At 54.3% G+C, this 24,243-nt stretch carries 39 protein-coding genes; 25 read left to right on the top strand and 14 right to left on the bottom strand.

The window, feature by feature from the left end:
- Positions 1–2: 2 nt before the first annotated feature.
- The 4 genes from ACZM8Y_RS02810 to ACZM8Y_RS02795 form a co-directional block, all read right to left on the bottom strand.
- Entirely contained in the window at positions 3–782 is a 780-nt protein-coding gene (locus ACZM8Y_RS02810) for an endonuclease domain-containing protein (RefSeq protein WP_489501553.1), read from the bottom strand.
- 348 nt (positions 783–1,130) lie between these two features.
- Positions 1,131–1,358, bottom strand: coding sequence for a hypothetical protein (locus ACZM8Y_RS02805; RefSeq protein ID WP_489501552.1), 228 nt, complete (start codon positions 1,356–1,358; stop codon positions 1,131–1,133).
- Between the two features lie 2 nt (positions 1,359–1,360).
- Positions 1,361–1,570, bottom strand: coding sequence for a hypothetical protein (locus ACZM8Y_RS02800; protein ID WP_337430850.1), 210 nt, complete (start codon positions 1,568–1,570; stop codon positions 1,361–1,363).
- Entirely contained in the window at positions 1,570–1,971 is a 402-nt protein-coding gene (locus tag ACZM8Y_RS02795) for a M15 family metallopeptidase (RefSeq protein ID WP_483972100.1), read from the bottom strand. The genes ACZM8Y_RS02800 and ACZM8Y_RS02795 overlap by 1 nt, the downstream gene beginning before the upstream one ends.
- 377 nt (positions 1,972–2,348) lie before the next feature.
- Here ACZM8Y_RS02795 and ACZM8Y_RS02790 point away from each other — a divergent pair, with 377 nt between their 5' ends.
- Positions 2,349–2,651: a hypothetical protein gene (locus ACZM8Y_RS02790; RefSeq protein ID WP_483972099.1), complete on the top strand. Its 303-nt coding sequence runs from the start codon at positions 2,349–2,351 to the stop codon at positions 2,649–2,651.
- Positions 2,652–2,713: 62 nt separating this feature from the next.
- Positions 2,714–3,577: a hypothetical protein gene (locus ACZM8Y_RS02785; protein ID WP_483972098.1), complete on the top strand. Its 864-nt coding sequence runs from the start codon at positions 2,714–2,716 to the stop codon at positions 3,575–3,577.
- A gap of 384 nt (positions 3,578–3,961) precedes the next feature.
- Here the strand turns inward: ACZM8Y_RS02785 and ACZM8Y_RS02780 are convergent, their stop codons facing one another.
- From ACZM8Y_RS02780 to ACZM8Y_RS02755, 6 genes are all read right to left on the bottom strand, one after another.
- The gene (locus ACZM8Y_RS02780) at positions 3,962–4,171 is read right to left on the bottom strand and encodes a flagellar hook-length control protein (protein ID WP_489501551.1); all 210 of its coding nucleotides are present in this window, start codon (positions 4,169–4,171) and stop codon (positions 3,962–3,964) included.
- Positions 4,171–4,455, bottom strand: a complete 285-nt coding sequence (locus ACZM8Y_RS02775; RefSeq protein ID WP_337430857.1) for a hypothetical protein — start codon at positions 4,453–4,455, stop codon at positions 4,171–4,173. The genes ACZM8Y_RS02780 and ACZM8Y_RS02775 overlap by 1 nt, the downstream gene beginning before the upstream one ends.
- The gene (locus ACZM8Y_RS02770) at positions 4,448–5,062 is read right to left on the bottom strand and encodes a hypothetical protein (RefSeq protein ID WP_489501550.1); all 615 of its coding nucleotides are present in this window, start codon (positions 5,060–5,062) and stop codon (positions 4,448–4,450) included. The genes ACZM8Y_RS02775 and ACZM8Y_RS02770 overlap by 8 nt, the downstream gene beginning before the upstream one ends.
- Complete coding sequence (locus ACZM8Y_RS02765; protein ID WP_479858209.1) at positions 5,059–5,955, bottom strand: DUF6291 domain-containing protein; 897 nt, start codon at positions 5,953–5,955, stop codon at positions 5,059–5,061. Before ACZM8Y_RS02765 ends, ACZM8Y_RS02770 begins: the two co-directional genes overlap by 4 nt.
- A gap of 14 nt (positions 5,956–5,969) precedes the next feature.
- The gene (locus ACZM8Y_RS02760) at positions 5,970–6,206 is read right to left on the bottom strand and encodes a hypothetical protein (RefSeq protein ID WP_489501548.1); all 237 of its coding nucleotides are present in this window, start codon (positions 6,204–6,206) and stop codon (positions 5,970–5,972) included.
- Between the two features lie 388 nt (positions 6,207–6,594).
- The gene (locus tag ACZM8Y_RS02755) at positions 6,595–7,119 is read right to left on the bottom strand and encodes a helix-turn-helix domain-containing protein (RefSeq protein ID WP_489501547.1); all 525 of its coding nucleotides are present in this window, start codon (positions 7,117–7,119) and stop codon (positions 6,595–6,597) included.
- Between the two features lie 60 nt (positions 7,120–7,179).
- On the opposite strand from ACZM8Y_RS02755, the gene ACZM8Y_RS02750 reads away from it, so the two are divergent.
- Complete coding sequence (locus ACZM8Y_RS02750) at positions 7,180–7,455, top strand: hypothetical protein (RefSeq protein WP_479858206.1); 276 nt, start codon at positions 7,180–7,182, stop codon at positions 7,453–7,455.
- Here the strand turns inward: ACZM8Y_RS02750 and ACZM8Y_RS02745 are convergent.
- On the bottom strand, positions 7,397–7,633 hold the full coding sequence (locus ACZM8Y_RS02745) for a helix-turn-helix domain-containing protein (RefSeq protein WP_479858205.1): 237 nt from the start codon (positions 7,631–7,633) through the stop codon (positions 7,397–7,399). The genes ACZM8Y_RS02750 and ACZM8Y_RS02745 overlap by 59 nt on opposite strands.
- Before the next feature lie 96 nt (positions 7,634–7,729).
- On the opposite strand from ACZM8Y_RS02745, the gene ACZM8Y_RS02740 reads away from it, so the two are divergent.
- From ACZM8Y_RS02740 to ACZM8Y_RS02645, 20 genes are all read left to right on the top strand, one after another.
- Entirely contained in the window at positions 7,730–8,359 is a 630-nt protein-coding gene (locus tag ACZM8Y_RS02740) for a S24 family peptidase (protein WP_479858204.1), read from the top strand.
- 328 nt (positions 8,360–8,687) lie between these two features.
- Positions 8,688–8,867 (top strand): hypothetical protein, encoded by a 180-nt coding sequence (locus ACZM8Y_RS02735; RefSeq protein ID WP_479858203.1) that lies wholly within the window; start codon positions 8,688–8,690, stop codon positions 8,865–8,867.
- 89 nt (positions 8,868–8,956) lie between these two features.
- Entirely contained in the window at positions 8,957–9,187 is a 231-nt protein-coding gene (locus tag ACZM8Y_RS02730; RefSeq protein ID WP_489501546.1) for a hypothetical protein, read from the top strand.
- 233 nt (positions 9,188–9,420) lie between these two features.
- Positions 9,421–9,711: a hypothetical protein gene (locus tag ACZM8Y_RS02725; RefSeq protein ID WP_479858201.1), complete on the top strand. Its 291-nt coding sequence runs from the start codon at positions 9,421–9,423 to the stop codon at positions 9,709–9,711.
- A gap of 77 nt (positions 9,712–9,788) precedes the next feature.
- Complete coding sequence (locus ACZM8Y_RS02720) at positions 9,789–10,034, top strand: hypothetical protein (RefSeq protein ID WP_479858200.1); 246 nt, start codon at positions 9,789–9,791, stop codon at positions 10,032–10,034.
- 151 nt (positions 10,035–10,185) lie between these two features.
- On the top strand, positions 10,186–11,016 hold the full coding sequence (locus ACZM8Y_RS02715; protein WP_479858199.1) for a PD-(D/E)XK nuclease-like domain-containing protein: 831 nt from the start codon (positions 10,186–10,188) through the stop codon (positions 11,014–11,016).
- The gene (locus ACZM8Y_RS02710; protein ID WP_479858198.1) at positions 11,013–11,918 is read left to right on the top strand and encodes a recombinase RecT; all 906 of its coding nucleotides are present in this window, start codon (positions 11,013–11,015) and stop codon (positions 11,916–11,918) included. The genes ACZM8Y_RS02715 and ACZM8Y_RS02710 overlap by 4 nt, the downstream gene beginning before the upstream one ends.
- Positions 11,919–11,971: 53 nt before the next feature.
- Positions 11,972–12,376: a hypothetical protein gene (locus ACZM8Y_RS02705; protein ID WP_479858197.1), complete on the top strand. Its 405-nt coding sequence runs from the start codon at positions 11,972–11,974 to the stop codon at positions 12,374–12,376.
- A gap of 18 nt (positions 12,377–12,394) precedes the next feature.
- Positions 12,395–13,159, top strand: a complete 765-nt coding sequence (locus ACZM8Y_RS02700; RefSeq protein WP_479858196.1) for a hypothetical protein — start codon at positions 12,395–12,397, stop codon at positions 13,157–13,159.
- A gap of 86 nt (positions 13,160–13,245) precedes the next feature.
- Positions 13,246–13,659, top strand: coding sequence for a Gp49 family protein (locus ACZM8Y_RS02695; RefSeq protein ID WP_479858195.1), 414 nt, complete (start codon positions 13,246–13,248; stop codon positions 13,657–13,659).
- 14 nt (positions 13,660–13,673) lie between these two features.
- Positions 13,674–13,943, top strand: a complete 270-nt coding sequence (locus ACZM8Y_RS02690; protein WP_479858194.1) for a hypothetical protein — start codon at positions 13,674–13,676, stop codon at positions 13,941–13,943.
- Entirely contained in the window at positions 13,924–14,445 is a 522-nt protein-coding gene (locus ACZM8Y_RS02685) for a hypothetical protein (RefSeq protein WP_479858193.1), read from the top strand. Before ACZM8Y_RS02690 ends, ACZM8Y_RS02685 begins: the two co-directional genes overlap by 20 nt.
- Positions 14,442–14,729, top strand: a complete 288-nt coding sequence (locus ACZM8Y_RS02680; protein ID WP_489501544.1) for a gamma-interferon-inducible protein Ifi-16 — start codon at positions 14,442–14,444, stop codon at positions 14,727–14,729. Before ACZM8Y_RS02685 ends, ACZM8Y_RS02680 begins: the two co-directional genes overlap by 4 nt.
- A gap of 171 nt (positions 14,730–14,900) precedes the next feature.
- Positions 14,901–15,251, top strand: a complete 351-nt coding sequence (locus tag ACZM8Y_RS02675; protein ID WP_487480044.1) for a hypothetical protein — start codon at positions 14,901–14,903, stop codon at positions 15,249–15,251.
- Positions 15,252–15,255: 4 nt separating this feature from the next.
- Positions 15,256–15,777: a TRM11 family methyltransferase gene (locus tag ACZM8Y_RS02670; protein WP_489501543.1), complete on the top strand. Its 522-nt coding sequence runs from the start codon at positions 15,256–15,258 to the stop codon at positions 15,775–15,777.
- Positions 15,762–16,139 carry a hypothetical protein gene (locus ACZM8Y_RS02665; RefSeq protein ID WP_483972155.1) on the top strand — a complete coding sequence of 126 codons (378 nt, stop codon included), beginning with the start codon at positions 15,762–15,764 and terminating at the stop codon, positions 16,137–16,139. Before ACZM8Y_RS02670 ends, ACZM8Y_RS02665 begins: the two co-directional genes overlap by 16 nt.
- Before the next feature lie 161 nt (positions 16,140–16,300).
- Positions 16,301–17,080: a Rha family transcriptional regulator gene (locus ACZM8Y_RS02660; protein ID WP_487480046.1), complete on the top strand. Its 780-nt coding sequence runs from the start codon at positions 16,301–16,303 to the stop codon at positions 17,078–17,080.
- A gap of 10 nt (positions 17,081–17,090) precedes the next feature.
- Positions 17,091–17,303 carry a hypothetical protein gene (locus ACZM8Y_RS02655; protein WP_337430876.1) on the top strand — a complete coding sequence of 71 codons (213 nt, stop codon included), beginning with the start codon at positions 17,091–17,093 and terminating at the stop codon, positions 17,301–17,303.
- Positions 17,281–18,345, top strand: coding sequence for a tyrosine-type recombinase/integrase (locus ACZM8Y_RS02650; RefSeq protein ID WP_337430877.1), 1,065 nt, complete (start codon positions 17,281–17,283; stop codon positions 18,343–18,345). The genes ACZM8Y_RS02655 and ACZM8Y_RS02650 overlap by 23 nt, the downstream gene beginning before the upstream one ends.
- A gap of 156 nt (positions 18,346–18,501) precedes the next feature.
- On the top strand, positions 18,502–20,640 hold the full coding sequence (locus tag ACZM8Y_RS02645) for a Tex family protein (protein ID WP_487480047.1): 2,139 nt from the start codon (positions 18,502–18,504) through the stop codon (positions 20,638–20,640).
- Positions 20,641–20,687: 47 nt separating this feature from the next.
- On the opposite strand, the gene ACZM8Y_RS02640 is transcribed toward ACZM8Y_RS02645, so the two are convergent.
- The gene (locus tag ACZM8Y_RS02640) at positions 20,688–20,882 is read right to left on the bottom strand and encodes a hypothetical protein (protein WP_337430879.1); all 195 of its coding nucleotides are present in this window, start codon (positions 20,880–20,882) and stop codon (positions 20,688–20,690) included.
- Positions 20,883–21,087: 205 nt separating this feature from the next.
- Between ACZM8Y_RS02640 and ACZM8Y_RS02635 the strand changes: the two genes are divergently transcribed.
- Positions 21,088–21,468, top strand: a complete 381-nt coding sequence (locus tag ACZM8Y_RS02635) for a hypothetical protein (protein WP_308771632.1) — start codon at positions 21,088–21,090, stop codon at positions 21,466–21,468.
- A 171-nt stretch (positions 21,469–21,639) separates the two neighbouring features.
- Here the strand turns inward: ACZM8Y_RS02635 and ACZM8Y_RS02630 are convergent, their stop codons facing one another.
- Together ACZM8Y_RS02630 and ACZM8Y_RS02625 are read right to left on the bottom strand one after the other, a co-directional pair.
- Complete coding sequence (locus ACZM8Y_RS02630; protein WP_482330360.1) at positions 21,640–22,779, bottom strand: glycoside hydrolase family 3 protein; 1,140 nt, start codon at positions 22,777–22,779, stop codon at positions 21,640–21,642.
- A 52-nt stretch (positions 22,780–22,831) separates the two neighbouring features.
- Complete coding sequence (locus ACZM8Y_RS02625) at positions 22,832–23,191, bottom strand: hypothetical protein (RefSeq protein WP_302553542.1); 360 nt, start codon at positions 23,189–23,191, stop codon at positions 22,832–22,834.
- 111 nt (positions 23,192–23,302) lie between these two features.
- On the opposite strand from ACZM8Y_RS02625, the gene ACZM8Y_RS02620 reads away from it, so the two are divergent.
- The gene (locus ACZM8Y_RS02620) at positions 23,303–23,977 is read left to right on the top strand and encodes a carbonic anhydrase (protein ID WP_308771635.1); all 675 of its coding nucleotides are present in this window, start codon (positions 23,303–23,305) and stop codon (positions 23,975–23,977) included.
- Positions 23,978–24,243 lie beyond the last annotated feature (266 nt).

Genomic DNA, 24,243 nt, shown 5'->3' with positions numbered 1-24,243 from the left:
GCTCACAACTCCCATTTCATCCACGGAATAATTGCCCGTGCCATCTTTCTCAAAACGTAATCTGTTCCGAGCGAAAGCTCCTCATTCTTGAACCGCACAACACGAACGATGTTCACGTGCCGCTTGAGCAATTCCCTTGTTCTAGCTTCATCCTTTGCAGACTGTTCAGTCGTGTTATGATAGCCACCGTCGATTTCAACGACTGTCGCATAATCGGGGAGGAAAAAATCTACGATTGAAAACGTATTCCCCATCTTAAAAATATTCTGAAATTTATACTTGATACCAGCGTTACTAAGAATGTCCGCAAAAGCTTTTTCTGAATCCGTCGCCTTGGCGGTGAGCTCCGATTTAAATTCACGCGCTACAGTTTTGAGTTTTTTCTTGCCTTTTCCATCAAAAACCTTGCGTGCCCTCGTTTTTCCTCTTCTTCCGGCCTCGTGCTCAGTGTCGTGTCGAGTACCCAAGGCGGAAGCTGCTTTCCGGTCTGATCGGAAGCGGGCTTCCGCTCCACTCTTCCACTCTCTTTCCAGAGCGGTGTTAACAGCGCAGCTCGTCCTGTCCGCTGAGACGTAAAGACGGCGGCGTCCACGAGATTCGCTATTGCTTTTCTGACCGTCCTGTCCGATACCCCGCATTCCTCTGCTATCGTCTTTTGCCGGACTCTGATCTTTCCAGTTCTCCTGTCCATGTGCAGGGCAAGGGCCATTCCTACGAGCTTGTCTGTCGGCGTGAGTTCCGTTTGCAGAATCGCCCTTTGAACGCTGTATGTATCCATTCATGCCAGTCTACCTCTTGGCCTACCGGGAACCTTGGGAAAGGGGAGGTAGCTTCCCCTGTTCGGCTGGCCTGCCTATCCCAAGGAAATTTCAGTGCCAAAAGATCTTGCTGATAACCGCGCCGATAGCGGAGCACATAATGCCAAGAATCACATATGCGCCCGTCCTTTTGTCTCTTTCCGCTTCAAGCGAGTCGACGCGGGCGGGGAGTGACTCTAAAAGCGTTTCGATACGCACAAGACGCTCTTTGATCTCTTCTCTGTCCGCACATGCGGAATGGTCTATCCTGCTCACTTCCCCGCTACCTGTTCGATGTCATAGATCCACTGTGCTAGTGTTGCCGCGTCCCTTTCATCGATCCACCATCCCCTCACCCCGTCCAGCACCACGATTTTCTGACTTGTCAGAGTAGGCGTAGACGGGATCGGCAGGCTTGCCCCCGGTTTGCTGCATGAGCACCCCAAGAGCATCATCATGCAGAGAATCGCGGAAAGCCTGAGCCCGATCCGCGTCCAGCTTTTCAAGCCAGCGGTAGCCGAGCGCGAGGAGAAGAGCGAGGACTTCAACGACACGGGACACGCTCAAGCCTTTTTTTCTTCTTTGGTATCGGAGGTTTTGCGGCTGCGCCATGCAGAAATGGCGGCAACAACCGCACCCCCAACCGTAGCAATGGCGGAAATGCCGTTGACGATAGCGGCTTGCGTATCGCCGGATACGTCGATACCGAAGATGCTGAGAAGCCCGGCAAGGGCAGTTACGAGCCCCGCCCAAAAAGTTTTGCTCGTGGTCATCACTTCACCCCCTCGTACTGAAAGTGCGGCATATCGACGAAAGACTTCCAAGATCCGCCCCAGGTAATGCGGATGCCGAGCGTATCGGCGGCGGACTGCATAGCGTAGGCGATGCCCCGGAAAGCTTCCTCTGGCGCCTCTACCTGCACGGAGCCGTCAAAATAGGGATAGAGATCCACAGCATGACCAAAACCGTCGTCTTGCTTGAGATGTCGGGATTTCATCGTCTGAGAAACGCCCTTGGCGACATTCTGGCGCTGTGTCTCGATGTCCCGCAGCCCTTCGACTACGGTGAAGTCCACAACGCTCTGCGAGAGCGCCAGTCCGACCACAGCGATCAAGTTGGGATGAACCCCGGAAAGACTACGAAGTGACCGACCGGAAAAATGAAACTTACCCATAAAAAAAACGCTCCTGACTTTTGCCGGAGCGTACCACATTCAGAGAAAAAGTGTAAAGATTGAAACGAGTTGAAACGGAATGAAACGGGTTGAAAGCGATTGAAAGGAAGTGAAAAGGTATGAATAACAAAACAGCCCGCCAAGGTGCTGTCAACACCAAGACGGGCCTAACCATCAACCTACTTCAAGGAGAGCAGACTTATGGCTTTTTTGAGTATCGCACAAACGCCTGCTGTATGTCAACATATTTTTATAACTGTATTTTTTATTTTTAACTTTTTTTGAAAAATGCACTTACGTTTTTCAAAAAGTGATGCTATTGTATTTTCAACGAAAGGGAAAAAGAAAAACAACATCTAAAACTAAAGGAGCACACAATGAACGCTGAAAAGACTTTTATAGTAAACTTCGGAAGCGGTTCTGTTGAGATGAATAGCTTTGAATACTTTGAAGAAAGCATCTTTGAGAACACATTCAATAGTCTCTCTACAGAAGAAATAAATGCTCTTCTCAATGAAGAAAAGATGATGAACTACATCGAAACCTTGGATGAAGTATACTCATCCAACGATGATGAAGCATACGCCACCCTTCCGCTTTCCGCAGAAGAAAAGAAGCTGGTGGCTGAACATCTTCGGGCTGCAATCCTTGAGCACCAAAGAGATGATGAAGAAGATTAAAAGGCCCTGTTAACATTAATCTTATACGTCAACGAACAGCCCAAAAGAAAAGGAGAATTTCCATGCTGAGATGTAAGCCCCGCCTCGACGAAAATTTGTGTGCCGAACATCCCGAACCTGCTGAAACTGTAGATGTAAAGGGACAGGAGGAAGTTTTTTCCCCCGAAGAAAAGGTAGCTCTGCGCTTCGGCAGACTGTGGGAAAAGGGAGGTCATCGTCGCGCATACTTTGACGAAAAGGCTGTAGCTAGGGCCGTGGGCTTCGAGCTCCGCAGTGTGCGCGGAAGCAAGCGCTACTTTTTGGAAGACGACGAGTACACGAACTCGGCTATGGCGAAAATTTTTCAAGCCTTTGACGGCACATACTACGATCTTACAAAGAAGGCTTTTGTATCAGCATCTTCCAAGAACGATCTTCTGGAGCTCTTCAAGTCCGTCTTTGCCCGCGAAGTCGAAGCACTCAATGCGGTAGAACAGCCGGAAGTGGAGGAAGAAACCGAGAGCGTAGACGTATCCCCCGAAGAACCCCGCTACTATGACACTGCCCGCCACATCACCGCACATGAAGTGAAGGAAATCTTTAGCAAGTTATATCCGCACGGCAAGCACTCCGCACGCCTCAGCATCGTCGATGTAACCCCAGGACGCGCCGATGGAGAAAAGTATACGATATGCATGACGCACCTAGGTCCCGACCCGCATTGCCCTAACGTGCTCGCAAGACTCTGTGGGGAGCCGCTTGCAAGTAGCCGCATGGTATGGATGGGGAAGGGAATTGCCAGCAAGTACGCTATCGTCTTTGACCGTGACGTGGTGGAAAAGATGATCGCAGTATGGAAAGCCCACGATCCTGTATGCGATAGCCGCGCCGAAGAAGCGGCAAGGAAGGAACGGGCAAGGGCGAGGAGGGAAGCTCAGGAAGTATAAAAAAGCCCGGTATCTGCTCATACCGGGCTTACACCCCACGAATGTGGGGAAGCTGGATGATGCTCTTTCTTTAAAAGTGCATCATACTTGAAACACCCCCACGGATGTGGGGAAGGTCAAAAGATACCCATCAAAAGATTTTCTATCGCAAGAAACACCCCCACATGCGTGGGGAATGCTTGATACATATCGGATCACTTTCAAAAGAGCAAGAGGAAAAGATGGAAGCAAAGACGCATGGAGGCCGACGCCCCGGATCCGGGCGTTATAAAAAAGAAGATATAGCCACAAACCGCACACTACGAGTTACAGATGCGCTTTGGGAAGAGGCACAGCTTGCCGCAGAACGAGAAGGAAAGACAAGGACGAACTGGATCCTTTCTCTTATAAAAAGGGAGCTTGACCGAATATCCTCCGCTCAAGATTGAGCTTGTGCTTTTGCAGCTCATCTGCATACGCAAATACCCGGTTTCCCTGTGCGATCTGACGATACACAGGGAAACCGTACTTTATCAATGTGGGACGAGTCCATCCCACACACGCGCAAATAGCGCCCCACCCTTCGATCTTCTTCAATTTTTCCTGCTTTTTCATCACATTAGCCCCACGATTCTAAGAGCGTCTTCAACGCTTTCAACCACGGCAACATGCCCCCGCCAAGACGTATGAAAAGCTTCCTCATCCGGCGTCAGGCGGCGTTTGCACGGCGGCTTGGAGCCGTCTTTGACTTCGAGAAAGAGGTTGCATCCCCGGAAACCCACGGCGAGATCCGGGAAGCCTTTACCCACCCCGGCGAGAGACCAGACGGAACACCCCGCACGCCGGAGTGCTTCCACGATCTCACGCTGGTTGTCGTCTACGCGCGCCGCCCTACGCATACCGCGCCCCCGCCACATCTGCCCGTTCAGCCTCGCTCATGGCCCGAAGACGGCGCGGATCAAGGCGCATATCCGTGCCTTTGCCCGCAGAAACCAAGTGCCTTCCAACCCCTTCCTGCGTGCCGAGAGGCCACAACGCCCCAAGCTCAGAATCCCGGTCAAACTGCACCGGGCCCCCCGTATAGCCTACAGGCATTACGACAATGCCGCGCTCACGCAGATCGCGCATCGAGGGCAGAGGGTAATCAGACTTCCGGCATGAGGGGCAAGGAGACAAAAAGTGTTGATATTTTCCCGTCTTCTCGTCTTGCTTCCAACACCAGAAAAAGCCTTCATTTCCGCACACATCACAGTTGATATGCACCATCCTCCCCGGATTGTTCACCTGCCAGCTTTCCCATGCCCGGAGTATCGCCCGGCCCACGTTTTGGGGCATCTTCTCCTCGTCCGCGATCTGGTTCACGATGTACGGGACAGCTTCATCCGGGACATGGTTCACTCTCTCCCAGACGGACATGACGAACGGCGAAGAATCTGGAGGAACGGGCTTGTTGAATACCGCGTAGACGTTTCTCATCATGCCGTAAAAAGTATCTCCGTTCATCATGCAACCCCTGTTATTTTATACCGATTTTTCCATTGTTCAGCGGCCTTGGCAAAGCGTTCTGGATTAAACTCTCCATCGGGGTCGGCACGCTGAGGAGGCGTATCGAGGAACCGCCGCTTGCTGAGAAAGCTAGATGCCAGCGGGATGAATCGCCCATTGTCCTTCTGCCATTGCTCGGAGGCTTCCCATGCCGTGACCGCATCAAGCAGCTTGGGGAGCCCCGGCAACTGTTTTGCCCGTGAGAGAGTAAGCCATGCCTGCCAAGCCGCGCCCTCGTCCCATTTTTCCGCTGGGTAAGCTTCACGGAACTGGACAAAGGCTATGTCCGGGTATGCCGCCTCGACCTGAGCGCGTGGGTTTGTGCCCTGAGCGCGGGAATTCTCACCAGTGAGCCGGGGATTGGTTCCTTGTGCCCTAGGGTTCGTTCCGAGTTCTCGCGGAGTAGGCTTTTCTTCCCCGTGAGCGAAAGCGGATCCTCCCCCTCCGGGCCCCTCTGTGAGGGGTGGGGGTGTATTAAAATCAGGATCAGAATCAGAGTCAGTATAAGAGTCAGTAAGGGTTTTTGGGTTTTTGTCTAAAAACCGTTCGGTTTTTGGGTTTTCATGTTTAACCGTTTGGTTTTCATTTTTACGCGGGCGTCCACCCTTTTTCCCGTTTTCACGGTTTGCCTCGCATTTCGTCACATACCGATCCCGGTTCTCTTCAAAGCGAGGTTTCATAAGAAGAAAGATAGCCTTGGTTATGTCATCAAGCTCAGGCATCGGGCAGGCACCATGCAACGCGAAAATCGCTTGCATGAGGGTTGAACGCTGAACATCGTTTAACAAAGAAATTGCTGGCCATTGTTCCGTATAGAGTATAAAACTGTTGACTTTTTCATATTGTTCTTGCATACTCAATTCACCTGTTAAGGTTTTTTCCCCTTGCCCGATGTGCCCGCATCGGGCTTTTCTTTTGCCTCAAGAGCAACAGTCATTATGTCCGGACGCTTCTCGCAGTACAGACGGCAAAAGCTCACGTCTTTGACGAACCCGTTCCGGGCCGTCCACGCCGGAACTCCATATTCTTTCGACCAGTCCGCAAAGCACAGGACGCGCCGTCCATCACGGTGAAGCCGACCGAAGCGGCACGGCGCTATATCCATGCCTGCCCCATGACTTCATATTCCGGGATGCCATCTATCTCTGAATTGCTGCGGAGCTTTTCCCAACACGCCGGGCATCTGTAATTGTTCGTGGGCTTCCCGCAGCCATGGCACTTACGCTTGAAAAGTGTCGACTGGTCACTCTGCGGGTGTTCAGCGATCCATTCTTCACGACTTACCCCAGCTCTAAAAGCATAACTACATGCCTTGTCACAAAAAACGGCATGTCCTTTTACAGGGAATTCTTTCCCGCAGCACTTGCATTTTTGCGGGGCGCGCGTCTGTGCAGCCTTGTCTTTGCAGGTTTTCGAGCAGTATTTTGCGGTTTCGGCAAAGTACCGTTTCACCTCAAACATCCGACCGCACTGTTGGCAGATCAAGATTGGCATTATCTTTCCCCCCAGATCTTTTTCCACCACGGTTTTCTTGCTTCCGGCCTCGCACAGGCAAGGCACTCTGTATGATCGCGGGAAGCGGCTACGGGTTGAAGCTGTGTTTGTACCCGGCGGCAGGCCGTAATCACGTCACCGAGCGCCGACCTGATTTCACGGGCATTTGCCGGATGTATGATCTTCACGCCGGAAAGCATCCCCTGCACTGTACCAAGGGCGGCGCCAGCGGAAGCTACGGATGTAAGCACATCCGCCCGGCTTTCCGCAGGAGAGACGGGAATGGGCGCTTCCGGCGCAGTCTGAGCTTCGAGCCATTGCAGAAGGATCGTGTTCCGCATCACTCGGCATAACGCCGGAATCATGCCCAAGCTTGGGAAATAGCTATCCCCCGTATCGAGATACCGACGCATATGCGAGGCTGAGATACCGAGCCCGCGCGCGATCTCTTCGGCGGTCATGCCGCTGGCGTCTTTAGCTTCGCGAAGCGCCTCTTTTGCACTCATGTTCTTGTAATCGGGCATCTTGAAAACCTCTAAGATTTTCCATCATGACGGATCCAGCCGTTTCGATAGACTGGCTTCATGTCATTCCCCGCCATCCACCTGCTTCTCACCCTTCACGGCAACGTCTGGCGTGTCCGCATCCTGATCCCCGGCGAACCCTGTCCCCGCTGGCGGACATACCGCGCCGAGGACTACCCGACGCCGGAAGCCGTGGCCCGGCGATGCGCGGAAGGGTTAGCGCGCCGGGGAAAAGATGAAGGCCACGACGACAGCGACGCCAAGCGCAAGCAGAATGTCAGCCAGCATGGGGGGCCTCTTCGGGTTCGTTGGGAGTACTGGAGGTGGCTGGAATAGCTTCAAGAACGTACCCCGCCGCCTTCAAAAGATTTTCGATACTACTAAGCCTTGGGTCATTGTTTCCGCGTAAAATTCGGTAAAATGTCGCCCTTGAAACACCGGAACGTTCTGCGAGAGCGTCCCCTGTTTCATCTGCCTGATCGAGATAGGAAGTAATGGCTTCTGTATATTTCATGCCCTTTAAAATCTCTTTTTAGATACAAATTGTCAAGAAAATTGTGCATAAAACAGCAGTATCTTTCTTGAGACAATATGGTAATATCCTAATATTATGAAGAAATACGATAAGATTCTTAACCAATTGAACCAGCTCATCGAGAGGCGGGGCGGAAACAAGGCGACCCTGATGCGACTGGCTGGTGTTGACCCTGACACAGAAAAATCAAAATTTTACAAATTCTTATCTGGCGCAAGCGTACCAAAGGCCGATGCTCTTATTGAATGGTTGGATCGCCTAGGCTTTCGGATTACTCCACCGGATGAAAAACTGGAGGGCTTTACACTCATCCCCAAGGTTTCAGCACAAGCGGGAGCAGGTTCTTCACTTGTCACCTCGGATGACGTTCTAGGGATGTACGCATTTCGAGACGATTTTCTTTGTCGAGTGGGCATTCATTCTAAGGATTCTGTCATGATGGATGTCCTCGGACACAGCATGGAACCCCTTATCCGTCACAAAGACACCATTCTCGTTGATCAATCCACAAAAGACTTGAAGGATGGAGAAATCTTTCTTGTAGGTTTTGGGGAGGAGCTCCTTGTTAAACGTGTTCAGAGGACTCCGCGCGGCTGGCTCCTGCGCTCGGAAAATCGCGACTTTGTAGACGTAGCTGTAGAAGGTACGGATCTTGAAAACTTTCGTGTTTATGGCCGGGTTCGTTGGTTCGGGAGAGTGATATAATTCAACGATAACACATAGTAATTATTAACTTTATAAAACAAGTGATATAAATCTGTTGGTTCTGCCATAACCATTTCCTGCCCCTCACTATGAGGGGCTTTTTTTATGCCCTTTGTCCAATTGGTTAGCAATGTTGACGCCTTTTCAGTCTCATAAAAGAAAATTCTAAACGCCGTTTAAATATCTTTTATGCGAAAAAACTATTGACATAAAGTTTCTTTTTAGAGACTATTTTCCCACGACGACCGGGGAAGGCGAACATGGCGCGGCAACGGCCCGCCGAAAGCTGGAACCGGATCGAGGGAACACCCCAAAAGGAGAAAACAGAATGAACAACACCATCAGGTTTGAAGAGATCGTTGAACAGTATTCTGACGGAACGGAATATAGCATCTATCTCGTGTGGAACGCGACGGTTCAGGGACAATGGGAATCCTTTGCCTCGTATGAGGAGGCCATTTGTTTCATTCGTAAAGTAACTGGGGATGATCAGTATTGCCCATATTAGATCGAATACTCTGCCTAGCCCCGGCCCCTGCCCCGATTCTTCGGGGTAGCAACCGGGATTGGGATTCAAGCCCGAAAAGGAGAACAGTCATGACCGCTTTTTCTACGCCTTGCACAGTTCTGACAGTGACATCAACCGGAGCAATCGAAATCGAACATCTCGACTGCCTCGAAGATGCCAGACAGTACATCAACGACTTTCCCGGCGAAGAAGAGGCTCAGGCTGAACCTTGGGATGATGACGATGCCGAATGGACGCCCGCATATTTCGGCGTGCGCCCCGGAATCGACTTTCCGGCGACGCTGTGCAGGGCTTGGTAGCTTATAGCGACGCACGGTTCTTTGACAATCAGCGCGACGATGCCCCCAAGCGCGACGTTGTACCCGCATAAGCGGCATGGCGTTGGCCTCTGGTAGCGAAAGCATGGGCGGAGCACACACGGCGAAGACAAGAAGGATTGGAGCCGTGAAATCCAGCCTAGCCCCGCACTTGCCCCGGATTCCGGGGCAGAAACGGGATTAGGATAAATCGCATTTCAATTATGGAGAATAACATGGAAGTTACATCAATCAAAGACACGGGTTACGGATACCACGTCTACATCAAGGCGGCACGGATCAACGGAATCAAGCTACCTCAACAGACCGGATACAACATCTATGTCGCTTGCGATATGGGACGCAAAGGCTTTCTCAAGGTAAGTCGATTCGAAATCACTGACGAAACAGGAAGAGACCAACTCATCTCTCAGTGTTGTGTCCCCGCTTCTGTAGAAGCCGCATGTAAGAAAGCAATTTATGCATACTGCAACGAACATCACCAACGGGCTATCCCTGTCGCCTAGCCCCGTAGAAGCCCCGAGAAATCGGGGCTTTTTGATCGGGATTGGGAACAATCCAAACTTCAACGTAGGAGAAAATTATGGCTCAAACTTTTTTTTGTGTGGACACACGGGACGGTAGAGAGCGGCACGTTTTCAACACGAAGGAAGCCGTAAAGAAGTTCATCGAACAGTGTGAAGCGACTCACCTCGATTGGTCTTTGAAGGCCGGAAACTTCTTTGATGGTGAGCTGGTTGTGTATCCTAACCCGCTGACAACGTGCGACTGGTTTGATGAGGCTGGGGGAATCAACGCTGTTCTTGAAAAGGTGGAGGTGGCGGCATGATCAAGGAAGTATACACAACCCCGCCCGGTAAGAAGCGTTTTCCAATTCCCCCCAAGTGGAAGCGTTGGGCCCCTCCTCCGTGGGTCGTGAAGGTGGCCCTCGTGATTGTGGCGATCTTTATCGGCTCATGTGAATGGGTAAGGGTGGTGCAATGAAGCCGGAAATCCATTTCAATGAACCCCCAGAAATCTATCACGCCACCCGCGCCATCAGTAAAAGCGGAATGGACAAGCTCAGACAGGCCCCCGCAAAGTTTAAGGCGTGGATGGATGGAGCTGCCGAAGAAGAGACGGGAGCACTTCTTTTTGGTTCCGTTTTTCACTGCCTCGCGCTCGAACCCGGCGAGTTCTGCAAGCGGTACGCCGTGAAACGGTTCAACGGCTCCACCAAGGCAGGCAAAGAAGAAGCCGCGACCGCCAAGGCCGCAGGGTTGGAACTGGTGCCCACCCAAATACACAATGCGGCTTTGGCAATGGTGGAATCCGTTCTGATTCATCCTTTGATCGGCAAATTGATGACTGCAAAGGATAAGCGGACGGAAGTCTCTATATACTGGAGCGAAACCGTGGACGGGCTCGAAATTCCATGCAAGGCCAGACTGGACATGCTTGCCACCGTGCCGGGGTTCGGACTCGTCGCCGTTGACCTCAAGAGTACGGACGACGCCAGCCCGGAAGGTTTGGCCCGCTCCATCCTCAAGTGGGGTTATCACAGACAGGCCGTCTGGTATCGCCGGGCGCTCAGGGCCGTGGGCATGGACTCCAGCGTGTTCGTGCTCGTCGCCGTCGAAAAGACTGCCCCCCACCTCGTCACCGCCGCCAATGTCAGCGAGGCAGCGCAGCAGGTCGGACTTGAAGAAATTAAGGACGCACTCAGCACATACGCAACCTGCGCCAACTCCGGCATCTGGCCCGGATACGCTTCTGAAATCATTGATCTCGACCTGCCCGAATGGGCTTACAAAAGGAGATTCGCCGCATGAGTCAGCTTGTACCACAGAACAATATCACAGACCTTATTAAATCGCAGATGCCCGCCATTGCTCTGGTGATGAATGGAGTATCTGAAAAGGATCGCAAAAACAAAGCTGAACGGTTCGCCCGCATCTGTCTGACTGCTGTCCGCAACAATTTAAAGCTTATGGGATGCACACAAGAAAGTTTCGCTGCTGCGCTTATGACCTGCGCCCAACTCAATCTTGAACCCAACACCCCACAAGGGCTTGCGTACCTTATCCCCTACGGCAAAGAGTGCCAATTCCAGATCGGCTACAAGGGGTTGCTTCAACTCGTATACCGTTCTGGAATCATCGCATCATTTAATGCTGATGTCGTGTACAAGAATGAAATTGAACAGGGGTTATTCGAGTATCGAAAAGGTATAACGCCAACCATCACCCATAAAGTCGACCTTCTGCACCCAGAGGCGCGCGAAGGCGAACTTATTGCGGCCTATGCCGCATGTACATTCAAGGGCGGCGGTGAGGGGATGCTTCGCCTTGTCGATAAAAAGGACATCGAACGCGCACAAAAGACCAGCGCAAGTTTCACTGCGAACAAAAAGTATGGGAAGGATAGCCCGTGGATTTCCTCACCAGAGGCCATGTGGATGAAAACTGCAATCAAGCGGCTTGTCTCATGGCTTCCTCAAACTGAAATGCTGGCAATGGCCGTTGACCTCGACGACAAGGCTGAACGCGGGGAATCCCAACTTGTCCTTCCTGAATTGACTCCGACAGAAGGACTTAACGCCGCACTCACAGGAAACACACCGGAAGCACAGCCCGACAATTTAGTTACCTGCCCCAAAACAGAGGCGCAGGTGAACGACTGGACCTGCTCCGACTGCGAACAGCGCACCGGATGCCCGGCGTGGGCCGAATAACCACCCCGGCCCGGCTCAAACCGGGCCTTTCTTTACCCAAAGGAGAAAGAGACATGAGCAGCCCTCTCGACATGCGAACCATGAACAACGGCGGAGTAGTTGAAGCTGTCAACATCGCACTTGCCAAGGTCGCGGACAACATCGCGGACGTGAACACGCCGCCGGACAAGCCCCGCACCGTCACCCTCAAAATCACATTCAAGCCTGACGAAAGCCGGACGCTGATCGCATCCAAGGCGGTCGTGACGACCAGCCTCCAGCCGCAGGAGCCGCAGACAATCCCGGTCGTGCTCGACAGGTTGGACGGCGCGCCCATGTTGTTCGAGTCATTCACCGACAACCACCCCGACCAGTACCGTTTCGAGGGGACCATGCCTTCGGAACTCAGGGGCAGCGGCAGCGTGACTGTGAACGTAACCCCGTTCAAAAAGGCTGAGGAACATCCCATCAACCAGTAAACCAAAGGAAGGAATCACATGGAAATCAACCGAATCGAAGCAGACAAGCATCTTATCAGCGTGGGCCGGGAGCTCGAATCCCTTGACGGCAAGGCTAAGGCTACGCTCCCCGTTCATGTCACGGAAGACGGGTTACGGTTCTACAAGCGTGCCCCGGAAGGGGAATGGCAACGCCTCCATGACGCGGAACAGGACACGCTCACCGTGGGAACCTTGCAGGCCGTTGTGGACTACCTCAACCAGAACCCCGACAGGCTGGATCTCGGCAGGCTCCTTGTCCATGTCTGCGATGTAACGACCGTAAGGGTCATGTCCGTCCCCTTTGGTGGCTGGAAGCAGCGCACAACGTACATGCAGGCTGACGCCGTCATCCCTGCCCACCGTTTTGGAAGCTGGACCTCTCCCGACGAGTTCGTCCCCTATCTCCAGTCCTGCTTTGTCCCCTCGGACGATCTCGATGCGCTCATCAAAATCAGCGGCAACCTCGTGGACACCTCCGAAGTCCGCGTACAGGACGACGGCGTGTCACAGGAAGTGTCCATACGCCAAGGCGCAGCACGCAAGGCCGAAGTCCCCGTTCCGTCCCCGGCGGTCGTCTTCCCGTTCAGCACCTTCGCGGAAGTCGCGCAGCCCGCGCACAAGGTCGTGTTCCGCCTCCAGTCCAGCCCGCTGGCCTGCAAGCTCATCGAGTGCGACGGCGGCGCGTGGAAGCTGGAAGCTATCGCCAACATCCGTACATGGCTGATTGAAAATTTGCCCGAAGGCGTCAAGGTCATCGCGTAGCACCCCACGCCCCGCCCTCCCCCGGCGGGGCTTTCCATACCCCAAACCGTGGGCCGCGCATACGAATCACGCGGGAAGGAAGTACCATGAAAACATACATCGGTGTGAAACGCATTCAAGCTGAACCACAGGAACGTAACGGAAAACCTGGTTACCGCGTTATTTACGAACCGGATGGATATGAAAGCTGGTCGCCCAAGGATGTGTTCGAGGCGGCATATCTACCCATCTCCCGGCCTGACCGCCTAATGGTCGACGACATCAACGCCTTCATCAACGCCAGTGATATCCACGTAGAAAAACGTGGAGAAAAATCAACGCTGGTGGAAATCGAATTCCCAACCGGCTGGAAAGATTACGAGGTTTCTTCCTGTGTCGACCCTGCGAACTATGACGAAGAACTGGGAAAACAGTATGCCCTCGCCAATATCGCGAGTCGACTCTGGAAAAATCTCGGCTTTGTCCTGCAATGGGCCGACCACGGATTGAAAACAAAATGACGAAATAAACACAAATGAAATACCGCAAAAAGCCTGTTGTGATTGAGGCCGTCCAATGGTGGCGTGATGGGCATGGAAACAATAACTTCACTGAGGTGGAAGCCTTAAACAAAGGCTCCTGCCGTGAGTTGCTGGTCAATGAAGACGGCGACCTCATCATCTTCACGCTTGAAGGTCAGTATCTCGCATCACCCGGTGACTACATCATCCGGGGCGTGAAAGGTGAGCTGTATCCGTGCAAGCCTGACATCTTTGAAGCCACCTATGAACGGGTGGACGAATGACGAAATGGGAAAGGCGATCCACATGGGTGTGGGTCGCCTTCTTTCTTTGGCTGATCTGGATGATCAGCAGGGGCGCGGCTGCATGAACAACGCGCGGGGAGTAGAACCAATGACGGCGCAGGAATGGCTTGACGAACTTGAACGGTTGGGGGATGCGGCAACACCGGGGCCGTGGGCTTATGAGCAGCATGGAGACACGAACGAATGCGGCGTTGGTGTCTTATTAGACAACGATAACGAGCAAGTAGCCGGGGAGAATTCCGACCCCACATTGTTCGTGGCGGAATCCATTGCGCCAGAAGTCAATAGCGTCATGAATGCCGCATACATCGTCGCCGCGTGCAATGCCGTGCCGAGGCTGGTCAAGATGCTGAAACTTGAAGTTCGTCTGCTTGAGTGTCCGTATGAAGATGAAAAATGCCCGTATGATGAGGATGACACGGTATCATGCGCACACTGCAAAGTACAACGCTTGTACGAACTCACGGAGCCGAAAGAATGATTACTACCGAAGAACTTGCCCGCATCCGTTCCGCCGCCATCGGCGACATGCTCGGAGACTCAAAGGCGCTTGATGAAGTGGGGCCTGCGGCTATCATTTTCAGGCTGTGCCAAAAGATTAAGCAGCTGGAGCAGGAGGCAGATATCCTCAGCATCTGGCTTGCAAACGCCTATATCGACATTGATTTATTACCCGATATTGACTCCGGCGCGATGAACCCACCGTTGTCTGAAGATGTACGGGAAGCCGCACGCGAGGCAGTCAGAAAAGATGAACTCCAATGAAAGAAATGCCGCAAGGATATGGGTATTGGCAGAATTGCTTGCCATCTCTGGTGGATGTAAAGGATGTACTCTTAGAGGGCTGCACAGCTGTCAAAACATCGTATCAAGAAAACTGTGCTGGATAAAAAAGGCTGATGAGATAATCAAAAGACGCGAGGCAGTGGAAGAAAAATGATCCCAACGAAAGAAGCGCGCGACCAGTGGCGTGAACGGCTGCTCTCACACTTAACTTGTTTCGATGCAGAACACACGACTTTCACCATTCGGCTACTTAATGCGCTGAACCAAACCGAGGAAGAAATAGCACGGCTAAAGCAAGAAGCATTTTTCTGGCGTGAAGAGACTAAAGACGTGCGAGAGCTCTTCACCAGACAGCTAGGCTATAAAGAGGTAGAGATAGCACGGTTGGAGAGAGAGTTGTACTGGCTGGCGATTATAGCGTTTGACGGGACGGCGGGGCTTTATGACAGTCCAGAAAGACTCGTGGAAGCCGCACGCGAGGCCGTGGGGGAAGGGAGATAGAAAGATGACTACGGCACCACAAATTCTTGATCCTTGTTGCGGTGGAAAAATGCTTTGGTTTAATAAAAATGATCGTCGTGCTGCATTTTGTGACCGCAGACGAGAAAAGCATATACTTTGTGACGGCAGAGTCTTTGAAGTAAACCCGGATACGATATGCGATTTTCGCAAGTTACCCTTTCCTGACGAATCCTTTTTTCTTATTTGCTTCGATCCTCCACACCTTTTGCAGGCTGGAGAAACGTCTTGGATAAAGAAAAAATATGGGAGCCTTGACCGCCTGACATGGAGTGAAGATCTGTCCAAAGGTTTTGATGAATGTTGGAGGGTCTTGAAACCGGGCGGAACTTTGATTTTCAAATGGAACGAAACACAAATCAGCTTGCGCGAGGTACTTTCCTGCTTTTCAAGACGCCCAGTTTTTGGACATACGACAACGAAACGCCGAGATACGCACTGGATGACTTTTTACAAAGACGCACGCGAGGCCGTGGGGGAAGGAGAGGAATCATGCCCGAAGAACTGACGTTGCTACCGTGCCCGGCGTGTGGCGAGGAAGCACATATTTTATATGCATTTGAGAGAGACAACAAAGGACACGTCGTAATAGGTTGGATCGCGCAATGCACGCGGGGATGCTTGACCACAAGCGAACACGGTTCCAGAGAAACAGCCGCCGCATTGTGGAACGCCCTGCCCCGTGCGCTGACGTGGACGGACGAGCCGCCGAAGGCGCCGGGTATGTATTGGAATAGATCAAAAAATTATCCTAATGAAATATGTATTATTAATGTGAGTAAATACCGTATCGAACAATTGGGCCGAATGGGATGTTCTCAATATGAACTATGGGCTGGCCCCATCCCCGAACCCCGCGAACCGAAGTAGCCCCGAACAGGGGCTTTTCTTTTTCTGGAGGACTCTATGCCTGAAAAAATTTCCCGTTTCGCTATCCTCGTCCGTGACATGCGGGCGGCACAGAAACGCTACTTTGACACACGGGACAAAACAGAGCGGGCCGCGTAGAAATTGCAACAAAAGGAGAATCTATGAATATCGAAATCGCATTGAAGATTATCAACGGTAAGGAAATTCCGGCAGTCACATCCTTGCAGGTGGCTGAGGCGTTTGGGAAGCGTCACGACAACGTACTTGCAGATATTCGCAAAATTATTGAAGCCGACGATGATGGTTTTGCACTCCTTAATTTTCAGGAGTGCTCATATACTAATGAAAATAATAGAGAAATGCCCATGTACGTTATGAGTAAGGACGGCTTTGTCCTCCTCGTCATGGGCTACACTGGGGCCGAAGCCATGCGGATGAAGAAATCCTACATCGCCCGGTTCAACGAGATGGAAAAGGCACTCCAAGCAAACGCCCCTACTTCCCTCCCGGAGGCGTTGCGTGCATATGCCAACATACTTGAAGAAAACGAGCTTATCCGGCGCCAACGGGATGAGGCCGTCCGCACCAAAGCATGGATCAGCGACAAAAAGACGGCTACCGCAATGGCGACTGCCTCCGTCGCCGTCCGCAAGGTCAACGCTCTTGAGGACGAACTTGGACGAGGGAAACGCTACAAGTCTGTGAAGGCCATTCCGTGGTTACTGACTGAATTTATTGAAAGCCGGGGAATGTATTCCATTGTTGGGAAAACCCTCAAGCGCATGTCTACCGATCTCGGTTACTCCATAGAGAAAATCGCAACCCCTGAATACCCGGAAGGGATCAACGCCTACCATGTTGATGTAATCGCCGCATTCCGTTCCGAACTCGCTCAGAACCCCGGTATGCTCGACAGATACAGAAAGGGACGGGCTGCGTAGGAGGGGAGATATGGACACAGCGGTTTCAGAAATCCGTTCAATCGTTCTGCGGCGTAGGGAATTGGCTCTTGAAGATGAACGCCTCAACCAAAGATTTCTTGAACTACTCGAACTCAGCCAAGGGACTAGAAAATCATTTCGTGATGCGCTATCTCCACAAGCAGGGAAGACGCAATTTGCTGGCTTAAAGAGGGAAGCTCATGAGCGTAGCAAAACGCGGTGACGGCAGGTTTGTCGTCAAATTCAAGGATGAAGAAGGGCGCTGGAGACAGCGCTCTTTTCGTCCAGATCAAGAGGAAGAGGCCCGGCAATTCGATGCGGATTGTCAATATGACAAGGTGGAAAATTCACGGTTGACGTTGTTGGAGGCAGTACTCGTATACCTGAAAAACACCGAACACGCCGAGCATACCGTAGGCATGTATGAGTTTATTGTGTGCGGGCATGACCGGAAGAATGGAGAACACAGAGAGGGTCCTGCGGAATTCCTTGCAAACAAGTTTGTGGACACCTTAACCCGCCGTGATCTCGAAAATGTGCGTGAAAAGTGCAGAAATGACGGCATCTCAATAGCAAGCATCAATCTTTACGTTGGAAAGATTAAAGCGGCACTCAGTTGGTGCGTTGAGCAAGATCTATTGCATGAAAATCCTTGGGGTAAATATCGGCAACTCCCCGGAGCAAAAAACAAGCCACGAACAGGAACACTGGAAGACTTCCACAAACTCTTTCCAGTGCTCCCCCCGTGGCTTCAATGGGCAGCTAAAACTGCCATTGCCTTATGTTTGCGTCCCGGCGTGTCCGAACTGTTTCGATTAGAATGGTCGGCATTCGATTGGAAGAGTAGAGCCGTGAACGTTTACATGCCGAAGGTAGATAACACCAAAATAGTATTCCCACCAGAGGAATATCTTCAAGAGGCATGGGTACGCTACCAAGATGATGCCCAAAATGGTCAAAGTTTGGTTTGTAGAAGCAGAAAAGGGGGCAGCGTGAACAAAGGGCTTTACCAAACTGCATGGAGAAGAGCTTGCAGAAAAGCTAAAGTTTCCATGTCGATGTATGCCCTGAGACATATCGCTGCATCCGAAATGCTTTCAAGAGGTGTGGATATTGCCGCAATAGCTGCACAGCTTGGACATAAAGATATTACCACCACAGGCAGCTTTTACACACATGCTCTCGCCTCTTCCCAACGTCGAGCAGCGTCAGCCCTTTCTGCTTGCACCACGTTGGTGCAGATTGGTGCGGGAAACGACACCTAAGATAAATATTATCAATATATTATACTAAAAACTTGCTTTTTCCGCGAAAAAGCATACCGTCGCTCGGCGGCATGCCCCTTTTCCTCCCGGCATGCCGCCGGGCGGCCGCAGCGCCCGCATCGTTCCCGCAATCCGCCAAACCGACAAGGAAAACGCGTGCAGAACTACGCATCCATCATAGCCCAGGAACTGAATATCCGCCCCCAGCAAACCGAAGCCGTCATCCGCCTGCTCGACGGGGACGCCACGGTTCCCTTTATTGCCCGCTACCGCAAGGAAGCCACGGGAAGCCTCGACGAAGTGGCGGTGACCGCCATCCGCGATCGCCTCGCCGCCCTGAAGGAACTGGACAAACGGCGTGAAGCCATCCTCTCGTCGCTGGAGGAACGCGGCCTCCTCGCGCCCGGACTGCGCGCCAAGATCGAAGCAGCCGACACGCTGACCGTCCTTGAAGACATTTACCTCCCCTACCGCCCCAAGCGGCGTACACGCGCTTTGATGGCGAAGGAGCGTGGGCTCGAACCGCTGGCCGATCAGCTCGCCCGTCAGGATCGCACCCTCCCCGAAGCGATGGCCGCCGCCTTTGTTGACGCCGAAAAGGGCGTGCCGGATGCGGAAGCGGCGCTTGCCGGGGCGCGCGACATCCTTGCGGAGCGTTTCGCCGAGGATCAGCCCGCCCGCGAACGCCTGCGCAAACTTTTCGGGCGCGAGGGGATCATGCGGAGCAAGGCCGTTTCCGGCAAGGAGGATGCTCCCGACGCCGCCAAGTACCGCGACTATTTCGCATGGGACGAACCCGCCGCGCAAGCCCCTTCCCACCGCATCCTCGCCATGTTCCGGGGTGAAGAGGAGGGCTTCCTGCGCCTCTCCCTGCGCCCCCGCAATGAAGAACAGGCGCAGGATCTGCTGGCCCGCCTCTTCGTCCGCAACGACGGCCCCTGCGGGCGCGAAGTGCGCGCCGCCGCGCTGGACGGCTACGGGCGGCTTCTCGCGCCCGCGCTGGAAACCGAACTCCGCAGCCAGCTCAAACAGCGCGCCGATGCCGAATCCATCCGCGTGTTCGCCGAAAACCTGCGCCAGCTCCTGCTGGCCCCGCCCCTCGGCGCCCGGAACATCCTTGCCGTAGACCCCGGCTTCCGCACCGGCTGCAAAATCGTCTGCCTCAACCGGGAAGGGAAACTGCTCGAATACGCCACCATCAACCCGCACGCCGGATCGGACAAGGCCCGCGCCGAAGCCGGGGAAACGCTCCTCCGCCTCGCCAAGAAACACGGCTCGGAAGTCGCCGCCGTGGGCAACGGCACCGCCGGGCGCGAAACCGAAGCCTTCATCCGGGCGCTCCCCGGCTGGGGCATCCCCGTGGTCATGGTCAGCGAAAGCGGGGCTTCGGTCTATTCCGCCTCGGAAGCGGCCCGCGCCGAATTCCCGGATCTCGACCTCACCTACCGGGGCGCGGTATCCATCGGCCGCCGCCTCGCCGACCCGCTGGCGGAGCTCGTCAAAATCGATCCCAAATCCATCGGCGTGGGGCAGTACCAGCACGACGTCAACCAGTCCGAACTCAAGCGCTGCCTCGACGACGTGGTCGTCAGCTGCGTCAATGCCGTAGGCGTGGATCTGAACACGGCCAGCGAGCAGCTCCTTACCTACGTTTCCGGCCTCGGCCCCACGCTCGCCCGCAATATCGTGGCCCACCGCCACGAAAACGGCCCCTTCCAGACCCGCCGGGATCTCCTCAAGGTTCCCCGCCTCGGCCCCAAAGCCTTTGAACAATGCTCCGGGTTCCTGCGCATCCGGGACGGCAGGCAGCCCCTCGACGCCAGCGCGGTACACCCGGAAGCCTACGCCGTGGTCGAGCGCATGGCCAAGGATGCCGGGGCGACCGTCCGCGAGCTCATGCAAAGCCCCGAACGCCGCAGGGCCATCCGCCTTTCCGACTATGTTACGGACAAGCTCGGCCTGCCCACGCTTACGGACATCATGAAGGAACTGGAAAAGCCCGGACGCGACCCGCGAGGCCCCTTCAAGCCCTTTTCCTTCGCCGAAGGCGTGAGCACGATGCAGGATCTCAAACAGGGCATGAAGCTGCCGGGCATCGTCACCAATATCACGGCATTCGGCGCGTTTGTGGACATCGGCGTGCATCAGGACGGCCTCGTCCACATCAGCCAGCTCGCGAACCGCTTCGTGCGCGATCCCAACGAAGTCGTCAAAGTGCATCAGGAAGTGCTCGTCACCGTGCTCGACGTGGACATCCCCCGCAAGCGCATTTCCTTGACGATGCGCGGAGAATAGGAAAAAAGCAGGGAGGGCCGCCTGAAACGGATACGGCTGCCGATGCCTCAAGCCTCCCCAGCCGCCCCTGTGGGGTCCCCCGCCCGCCCCGGCGTGCCGAATCCCGGAACGCTGGAGCGCAGCGGGATGCCGTCCACCTGCGGGGCGGCTCCATCGGCCCCATGAGGGCGGAACCCGGCGGCAGAGAGGCAGGCATTCCCCCAAACGTCCTTCGGGAAATGCCCGGACGGGCATGAAGACAAAGGCTCCGTCTAGCATGTGGCTGTTTTATCTCCACAGCACGGTAAAAAATACGGCCTTTTTCTCCAGTTTTCCCATCGGCGGGAGCCGCGGCTAAGGCATGTTGCTGGTTATTCCTTTGAAACTTCAAGGAAAAAGCATCAACCATTTTCCAGGACACAGCCAAAACCAAAACAGACGGCAACGACGCCATCCAAGGAGAGCGGTATGAAGACTGTTGTAGCCAAACCGGAATTTGCCGGACTGACCGAGGAGCAGGTCATCGAAGCCATCGATGCTTATGAAGCGCAGGTTGATGAATATTACGCCAGCAAAGACGGCGAGGAAGGGTGTGGCTGCGGATGCGGCAACGGAGGGTGCTGTGGAGACGGCGATGACGACGTTATCCCCTCCGATGATCCCATCGTGCTGGAAGTGGAACGCCTGATCGCCGCCTATTCGGATCGTTTCGACGAATTGTGCAAGGAAAACGGCGAAGTCCCTGAAGAAGCCCTCACCTATAAGCCCCGTACGCCCATTGAACAAGTCGCCTTCGACATCTTTACCGATGCCCTGCACGACTCCCTTATGGACGAAGACGACGAGTAAGACGGCGGAAGGGGCCTCCCCCCTTCTTTGCATGGAAAAACGGAACCCACCGGCTCGCCGATGGGTTCCTCTTTCATGTGGGCCGCCTTCGGGACGGCAACACCCCAATCTGTTCAGCTCCGAGACAGAGCACCAAAAAACATCTCCCGCAGACGGCTTTCTGGCGAAGGTTCAGGGCATCTGCCGCTTGAGCTTCATAATCCGCCTCCACGACGCCTCAAGCCGGGCACGGGAAATGGTTCCGTTTTCGACCGCCCGGACGATGATGGCCTGAACCTTGGCGACGATGGCGGGATCATACTCCAGATTGTTGCCGAACAGCAGGATATCCGCCCCGGCCCCGATAGCCCGGATCACAACCTCCTCTAGCGTGTATTCGGCGGCAACGGCATCCATTTGCAGGTCGTCCGTCACCACCACACCGTCATATCCCAGACGCCCGCGCAGCAGACCGCTGATGACGGAAGGCGACAGCGTGGCTGGAAAGGAAGGATCGAGCCCGGCGTGGAAAAGGTGCCCCGTCATCACCATACGCCGCCCCGGACGCCCAAGCGCGGATCGGTACGGCGACAGTTCGCGCTCGCCCCATGTCGCGCTGATGTCCGTGACCCCTTTATGCGAATCCGCACGCGCACTGCCGTGCCCCGGAAAATGCTTGAAGACCGCTATGATGCCCGCGTCGTTCAGGCCGTCCGCGAAAGCCGCCCCGTGCGCGGCGACGGCCTGCGGGTCAGCCGAAAAGCTGCGCCCGATACGCCCAATAGCCGGGGAAGCGGGGTACACATTCACATCCAGTACAGGCGCAAAATTGAGGTTGACCCCAAGCTCCCGCAGCATGCGTCCCATGCCGAAGGCCGTGCGGCGCGTGGCATCGGGCGTGCCCCGGCCCAGCTCCTCGGCTGAAGGGAACGCCGGAAACCCGTCGCCCGGCTGGAAGCGTGCCACCTTGCCGCCTTCCTGATCCACGGCGACAAAAAGCGGATGCCCCGCGGAGGCCCCCCGCAGCGCGGCGGTCAGGCGTTTCACTTGCTCCGCATCACGGATATTGCGAGGAAGCCCGGCGTTGCGCGCATCCCGTTTGAACAGGATCACCCCGCCCAAATGCCGGGCCTGAATATCTTTAAGGATAGCCCCGCATTCCTCAGGCTCCTGCCCTTTGAAACCGACAAGCAGCATCTGCCCGGCCATTTCTTCGACGGAAGGGGCGGCAAACGCGGCGGCACCCCCAAAAAAGCACAGGGAAAAGCCGCACAGGGCAAGGCAAGCCATCCGCCAGAGCCGGACAGCTCCAAGGCACACATGCAGAAACATATTGCTATCCAAGTGAGTTTACGTCAAAAAAGTCCTGCCGCCCGGCACGCCGTCACGATTTCCCGCGGCCTCCAATGGCCTTGGGGCCGGTGTCGCCGGGCTTCTCCGAAGGTGCCGCTTCCACGGTATATTCGTCGGGGGACAGCTCATACGTGTCGGGCTCGTCCCGGCGCACACGGCCGGCATCCCCCGCCCCGGCTCCGGGGATGTTGGTATAGATGATGAATCGGCTGCCGTCCTCACCGTACCGCACGTTCTTGCGGGCCCGGCGCATGGCCAGCCCAAACACGACGAACAGCACCAAAAACACAAAAAAGGCGACGACGATCCCCACCGTGGTGAGCAGGACCACGAGCCCCGCCCCCACCACGGACGTAACGCCGACGATAATCCATCTCAAAAAATCAGGCATGGGAGAATACTCCAATCGGTTGCGTTGACTCCTCTGTTTTAGGGAGATAAAGCCTCCACCATGAAATGACAAGTCCGCCTTCCGATCCTCCTTGCCGCAAAGGAGCCTCAAATGGTATCGCACGATCTGCTCAAACGCTTTTCCGCCGGATTCCAGCGCTTCCAAAAGACATGGTATTGCCCTGAAAACAATATCTATGAAGAACTCCGGGCCGGACAGAACCCTTACGCCCTCGTCATCGCCTGCAGCGACTCCCGGGTCGACCCTGTCCTGCTCCTTGACGCAACGCCCGGCGACCTGTTCGTCATCCGAAACGTCGCCAACCTCGTCCCCCCCTACGAGCCCGACTCCCACCACCACGGCGTCAGCGCCGCATTGGAATACGCTGTCCGCCACCTGCGCATCGGGCATATCATGGTCATGGGGCACGCGAAATGCGGCGGCTTTACCAGCCTGCTCGAAGTTTCGCACAGCGACGACGAATTCCTCAATATTTGGATGAGCCTCGCCTGCCGCGCCAAGGCCGAGGTCGATCGCACCCTGCCTGACGCCGATCCCGACGAACGCCAGCGGGCCTGCGAAATGTGGGGCGTACGTTTCTCGCTGGAAAACCTTCTGGGGTATCCGTGGATCAAAAGCGCCGTCGACAAAGGTGAACTCCTCCTGCACGGCCTGTACTTCGATATGAGCACCGGCGAGCTGCTCTACTTCGACGCGGAAAGCGAAACCTATGTGCCGATGGTCACTGCCTGTGCCTCCGGTACCTCATCCATAAAGAGAAAATAAAAGGCTCTGTTATAGCTTGTGGTTGTTTTATTACCACAGTGCGGTGAAAATACAGCCTTTTTCTCCGGTTTTCCCCTTGGCGGGATCCACTGATAAGGCATTTTACCGGTTATCCCTTTGGAACTTCAAGAAAAAAAGCATCAACCATTTTCTATAACACAGCCAAATAAAAAATTGAGCACTGGGGAAGGGAGGTGTGGGTCTCCCGAATAAAAAGCCCTTCTCCCTTTCCCAGCCCTGCCTTGCACGCCCCCTCCCCGATGCAT

The sequence above is a fragment of the Bilophila sp. genome, from assembly GCF_057864385.1.
This window is presented reverse-complemented; position numbering and strand designations above follow the sequence as displayed.

What these genes read in the sequence shown, in the direction of transcription:
- ACZM8Y_RS02695 (WP_479858195.1), top strand. Translation starts at nt 13,246, where the DNA reads ATGAAAACATACATCGGTGTGAAACGCATTCAAGCTGAACCACAGGAA.
- ACZM8Y_RS02620 (WP_308771635.1), top strand. Translation starts at nt 23,303, where the DNA reads ATGGTATCGCACGATCTGCTCAAACGCTTTTCCGCCGGATTCCAGCGC.
- ACZM8Y_RS02730 (WP_489501546.1), top strand. Translation starts at nt 8,957, where the DNA reads ATGACCGCTTTTTCTACGCCTTGCACAGTTCTGACAGTGACATCAACC.
- ACZM8Y_RS02685 (WP_479858193.1), top strand. Translation starts at nt 13,924, where the DNA reads ATGAACGGGTGGACGAATGACGAAATGGGAAAGGCGATCCACATGGGT.
- ACZM8Y_RS02745 (WP_479858205.1), bottom strand. Translation starts at nt 7,633, where the DNA reads ATGAAATATACAGAAGCCATTACTTCCTATCTCGATCAGGCAGATGAA.
- ACZM8Y_RS02655 (WP_337430876.1), top strand. Translation starts at nt 17,091, where the DNA reads ATGGACACAGCGGTTTCAGAAATCCGTTCAATCGTTCTGCGGCGTAGG.
- ACZM8Y_RS02675 (WP_487480044.1), top strand. Translation starts at nt 14,901, where the DNA reads ATGATCCCAACGAAAGAAGCGCGCGACCAGTGGCGTGAACGGCTGCTC.
- ACZM8Y_RS02810 (WP_489501553.1), bottom strand. Translation starts at nt 782, where the DNA reads ATGAATGGATACATACAGCGTTCAAAGGGCGATTCTGCAAACGGAACT.
- ACZM8Y_RS02785 (WP_483972098.1), top strand. Translation starts at nt 2,714, where the DNA reads ATGCTGAGATGTAAGCCCCGCCTCGACGAAAATTTGTGTGCCGAACAT.
- ACZM8Y_RS02710 (WP_479858198.1), top strand. Translation starts at nt 11,013, where the DNA reads ATGAGTCAGCTTGTACCACAGAACAATATCACAGACCTTATTAAATCG.
- ACZM8Y_RS02720 (WP_479858200.1), top strand. Translation starts at nt 9,789, where the DNA reads ATGGCTCAAACTTTTTTTTGTGTGGACACACGGGACGGTAGAGAGCGG.
- ACZM8Y_RS02750 (WP_479858206.1), top strand. Translation starts at nt 7,180, where the DNA reads ATGTCATTCCCCGCCATCCACCTGCTTCTCACCCTTCACGGCAACGTC.
- ACZM8Y_RS02775 (WP_337430857.1), bottom strand. Translation starts at nt 4,455, where the DNA reads ATGCGTAGGGCGGCGCGCGTAGACGACAACCAGCGTGAGATCGTGGAA.
- ACZM8Y_RS02665 (WP_483972155.1), top strand. Translation starts at nt 15,762, where the DNA reads ATGCCCGAAGAACTGACGTTGCTACCGTGCCCGGCGTGTGGCGAGGAA.
- ACZM8Y_RS02765 (WP_479858209.1), bottom strand. Translation starts at nt 5,955, where the DNA reads ATGCAAGAACAATATGAAAAAGTCAACAGTTTTATACTCTATACGGAA.
- ACZM8Y_RS02680 (WP_489501544.1), top strand. Translation starts at nt 14,442, where the DNA reads ATGATTACTACCGAAGAACTTGCCCGCATCCGTTCCGCCGCCATCGGC.
- ACZM8Y_RS02670 (WP_489501543.1), top strand. Translation starts at nt 15,256, where the DNA reads ATGACTACGGCACCACAAATTCTTGATCCTTGTTGCGGTGGAAAAATG.
- ACZM8Y_RS02780 (WP_489501551.1), bottom strand. Translation starts at nt 4,171, where the DNA reads ATGAAAAAGCAGGAAAAATTGAAGAAGATCGAAGGGTGGGGCGCTATT.
- ACZM8Y_RS02735 (WP_479858203.1), top strand. Translation starts at nt 8,688, where the DNA reads ATGAACAACACCATCAGGTTTGAAGAGATCGTTGAACAGTATTCTGAC.
- ACZM8Y_RS02700 (WP_479858196.1), top strand. Translation starts at nt 12,395, where the DNA reads ATGGAAATCAACCGAATCGAAGCAGACAAGCATCTTATCAGCGTGGGC.
- ACZM8Y_RS02725 (WP_479858201.1), top strand. Translation starts at nt 9,421, where the DNA reads ATGGAAGTTACATCAATCAAAGACACGGGTTACGGATACCACGTCTAC.
- ACZM8Y_RS02630 (WP_482330360.1), bottom strand. Translation starts at nt 22,779, where the DNA reads ATGTTTCTGCATGTGTGCCTTGGAGCTGTCCGGCTCTGGCGGATGGCT.
- ACZM8Y_RS02690 (WP_479858194.1), top strand. Translation starts at nt 13,674, where the DNA reads ATGAAATACCGCAAAAAGCCTGTTGTGATTGAGGCCGTCCAATGGTGG.
- ACZM8Y_RS02755 (WP_489501547.1), bottom strand. Translation starts at nt 7,119, where the DNA reads ATGCCCGATTACAAGAACATGAGTGCAAAAGAGGCGCTTCGCGAAGCT.
- ACZM8Y_RS02800 (WP_337430850.1), bottom strand. Translation starts at nt 1,570, where the DNA reads ATGACCACGAGCAAAACTTTTTGGGCGGGGCTCGTAACTGCCCTTGCC.
- ACZM8Y_RS02770 (WP_489501550.1), bottom strand. Translation starts at nt 5,062, where the DNA reads ATGATGAACGGAGATACTTTTTACGGCATGATGAGAAACGTCTACGCG.
- ACZM8Y_RS02625 (WP_302553542.1), bottom strand. Translation starts at nt 23,191, where the DNA reads ATGCCTGATTTTTTGAGATGGATTATCGTCGGCGTTACGTCCGTGGTG.
- ACZM8Y_RS02660 (WP_487480046.1), top strand. Translation starts at nt 16,301, where the DNA reads ATGAATATCGAAATCGCATTGAAGATTATCAACGGTAAGGAAATTCCG.
- ACZM8Y_RS02740 (WP_479858204.1), top strand. Translation starts at nt 7,730, where the DNA reads ATGAAGAAATACGATAAGATTCTTAACCAATTGAACCAGCTCATCGAG.
- ACZM8Y_RS02635 (WP_308771632.1), top strand. Translation starts at nt 21,088, where the DNA reads ATGAAGACTGTTGTAGCCAAACCGGAATTTGCCGGACTGACCGAGGAG.
- ACZM8Y_RS02705 (WP_479858197.1), top strand. Translation starts at nt 11,972, where the DNA reads ATGAGCAGCCCTCTCGACATGCGAACCATGAACAACGGCGGAGTAGTT.
- ACZM8Y_RS02795 (WP_483972100.1), bottom strand. Translation starts at nt 1,971, where the DNA reads ATGGGTAAGTTTCATTTTTCCGGTCGGTCACTTCGTAGTCTTTCCGGG.
- ACZM8Y_RS02715 (WP_479858199.1), top strand. Translation starts at nt 10,186, where the DNA reads ATGAAGCCGGAAATCCATTTCAATGAACCCCCAGAAATCTATCACGCC.
- ACZM8Y_RS02790 (WP_483972099.1), top strand. Translation starts at nt 2,349, where the DNA reads ATGAACGCTGAAAAGACTTTTATAGTAAACTTCGGAAGCGGTTCTGTT.
- ACZM8Y_RS02650 (WP_337430877.1), top strand. Translation starts at nt 17,281, where the DNA reads ATGAGCGTAGCAAAACGCGGTGACGGCAGGTTTGTCGTCAAATTCAAG.
- ACZM8Y_RS02760 (WP_489501548.1), bottom strand. Translation starts at nt 6,206, where the DNA reads ATGGATATAGCGCCGTGCCGCTTCGGTCGGCTTCACCGTGATGGACGG.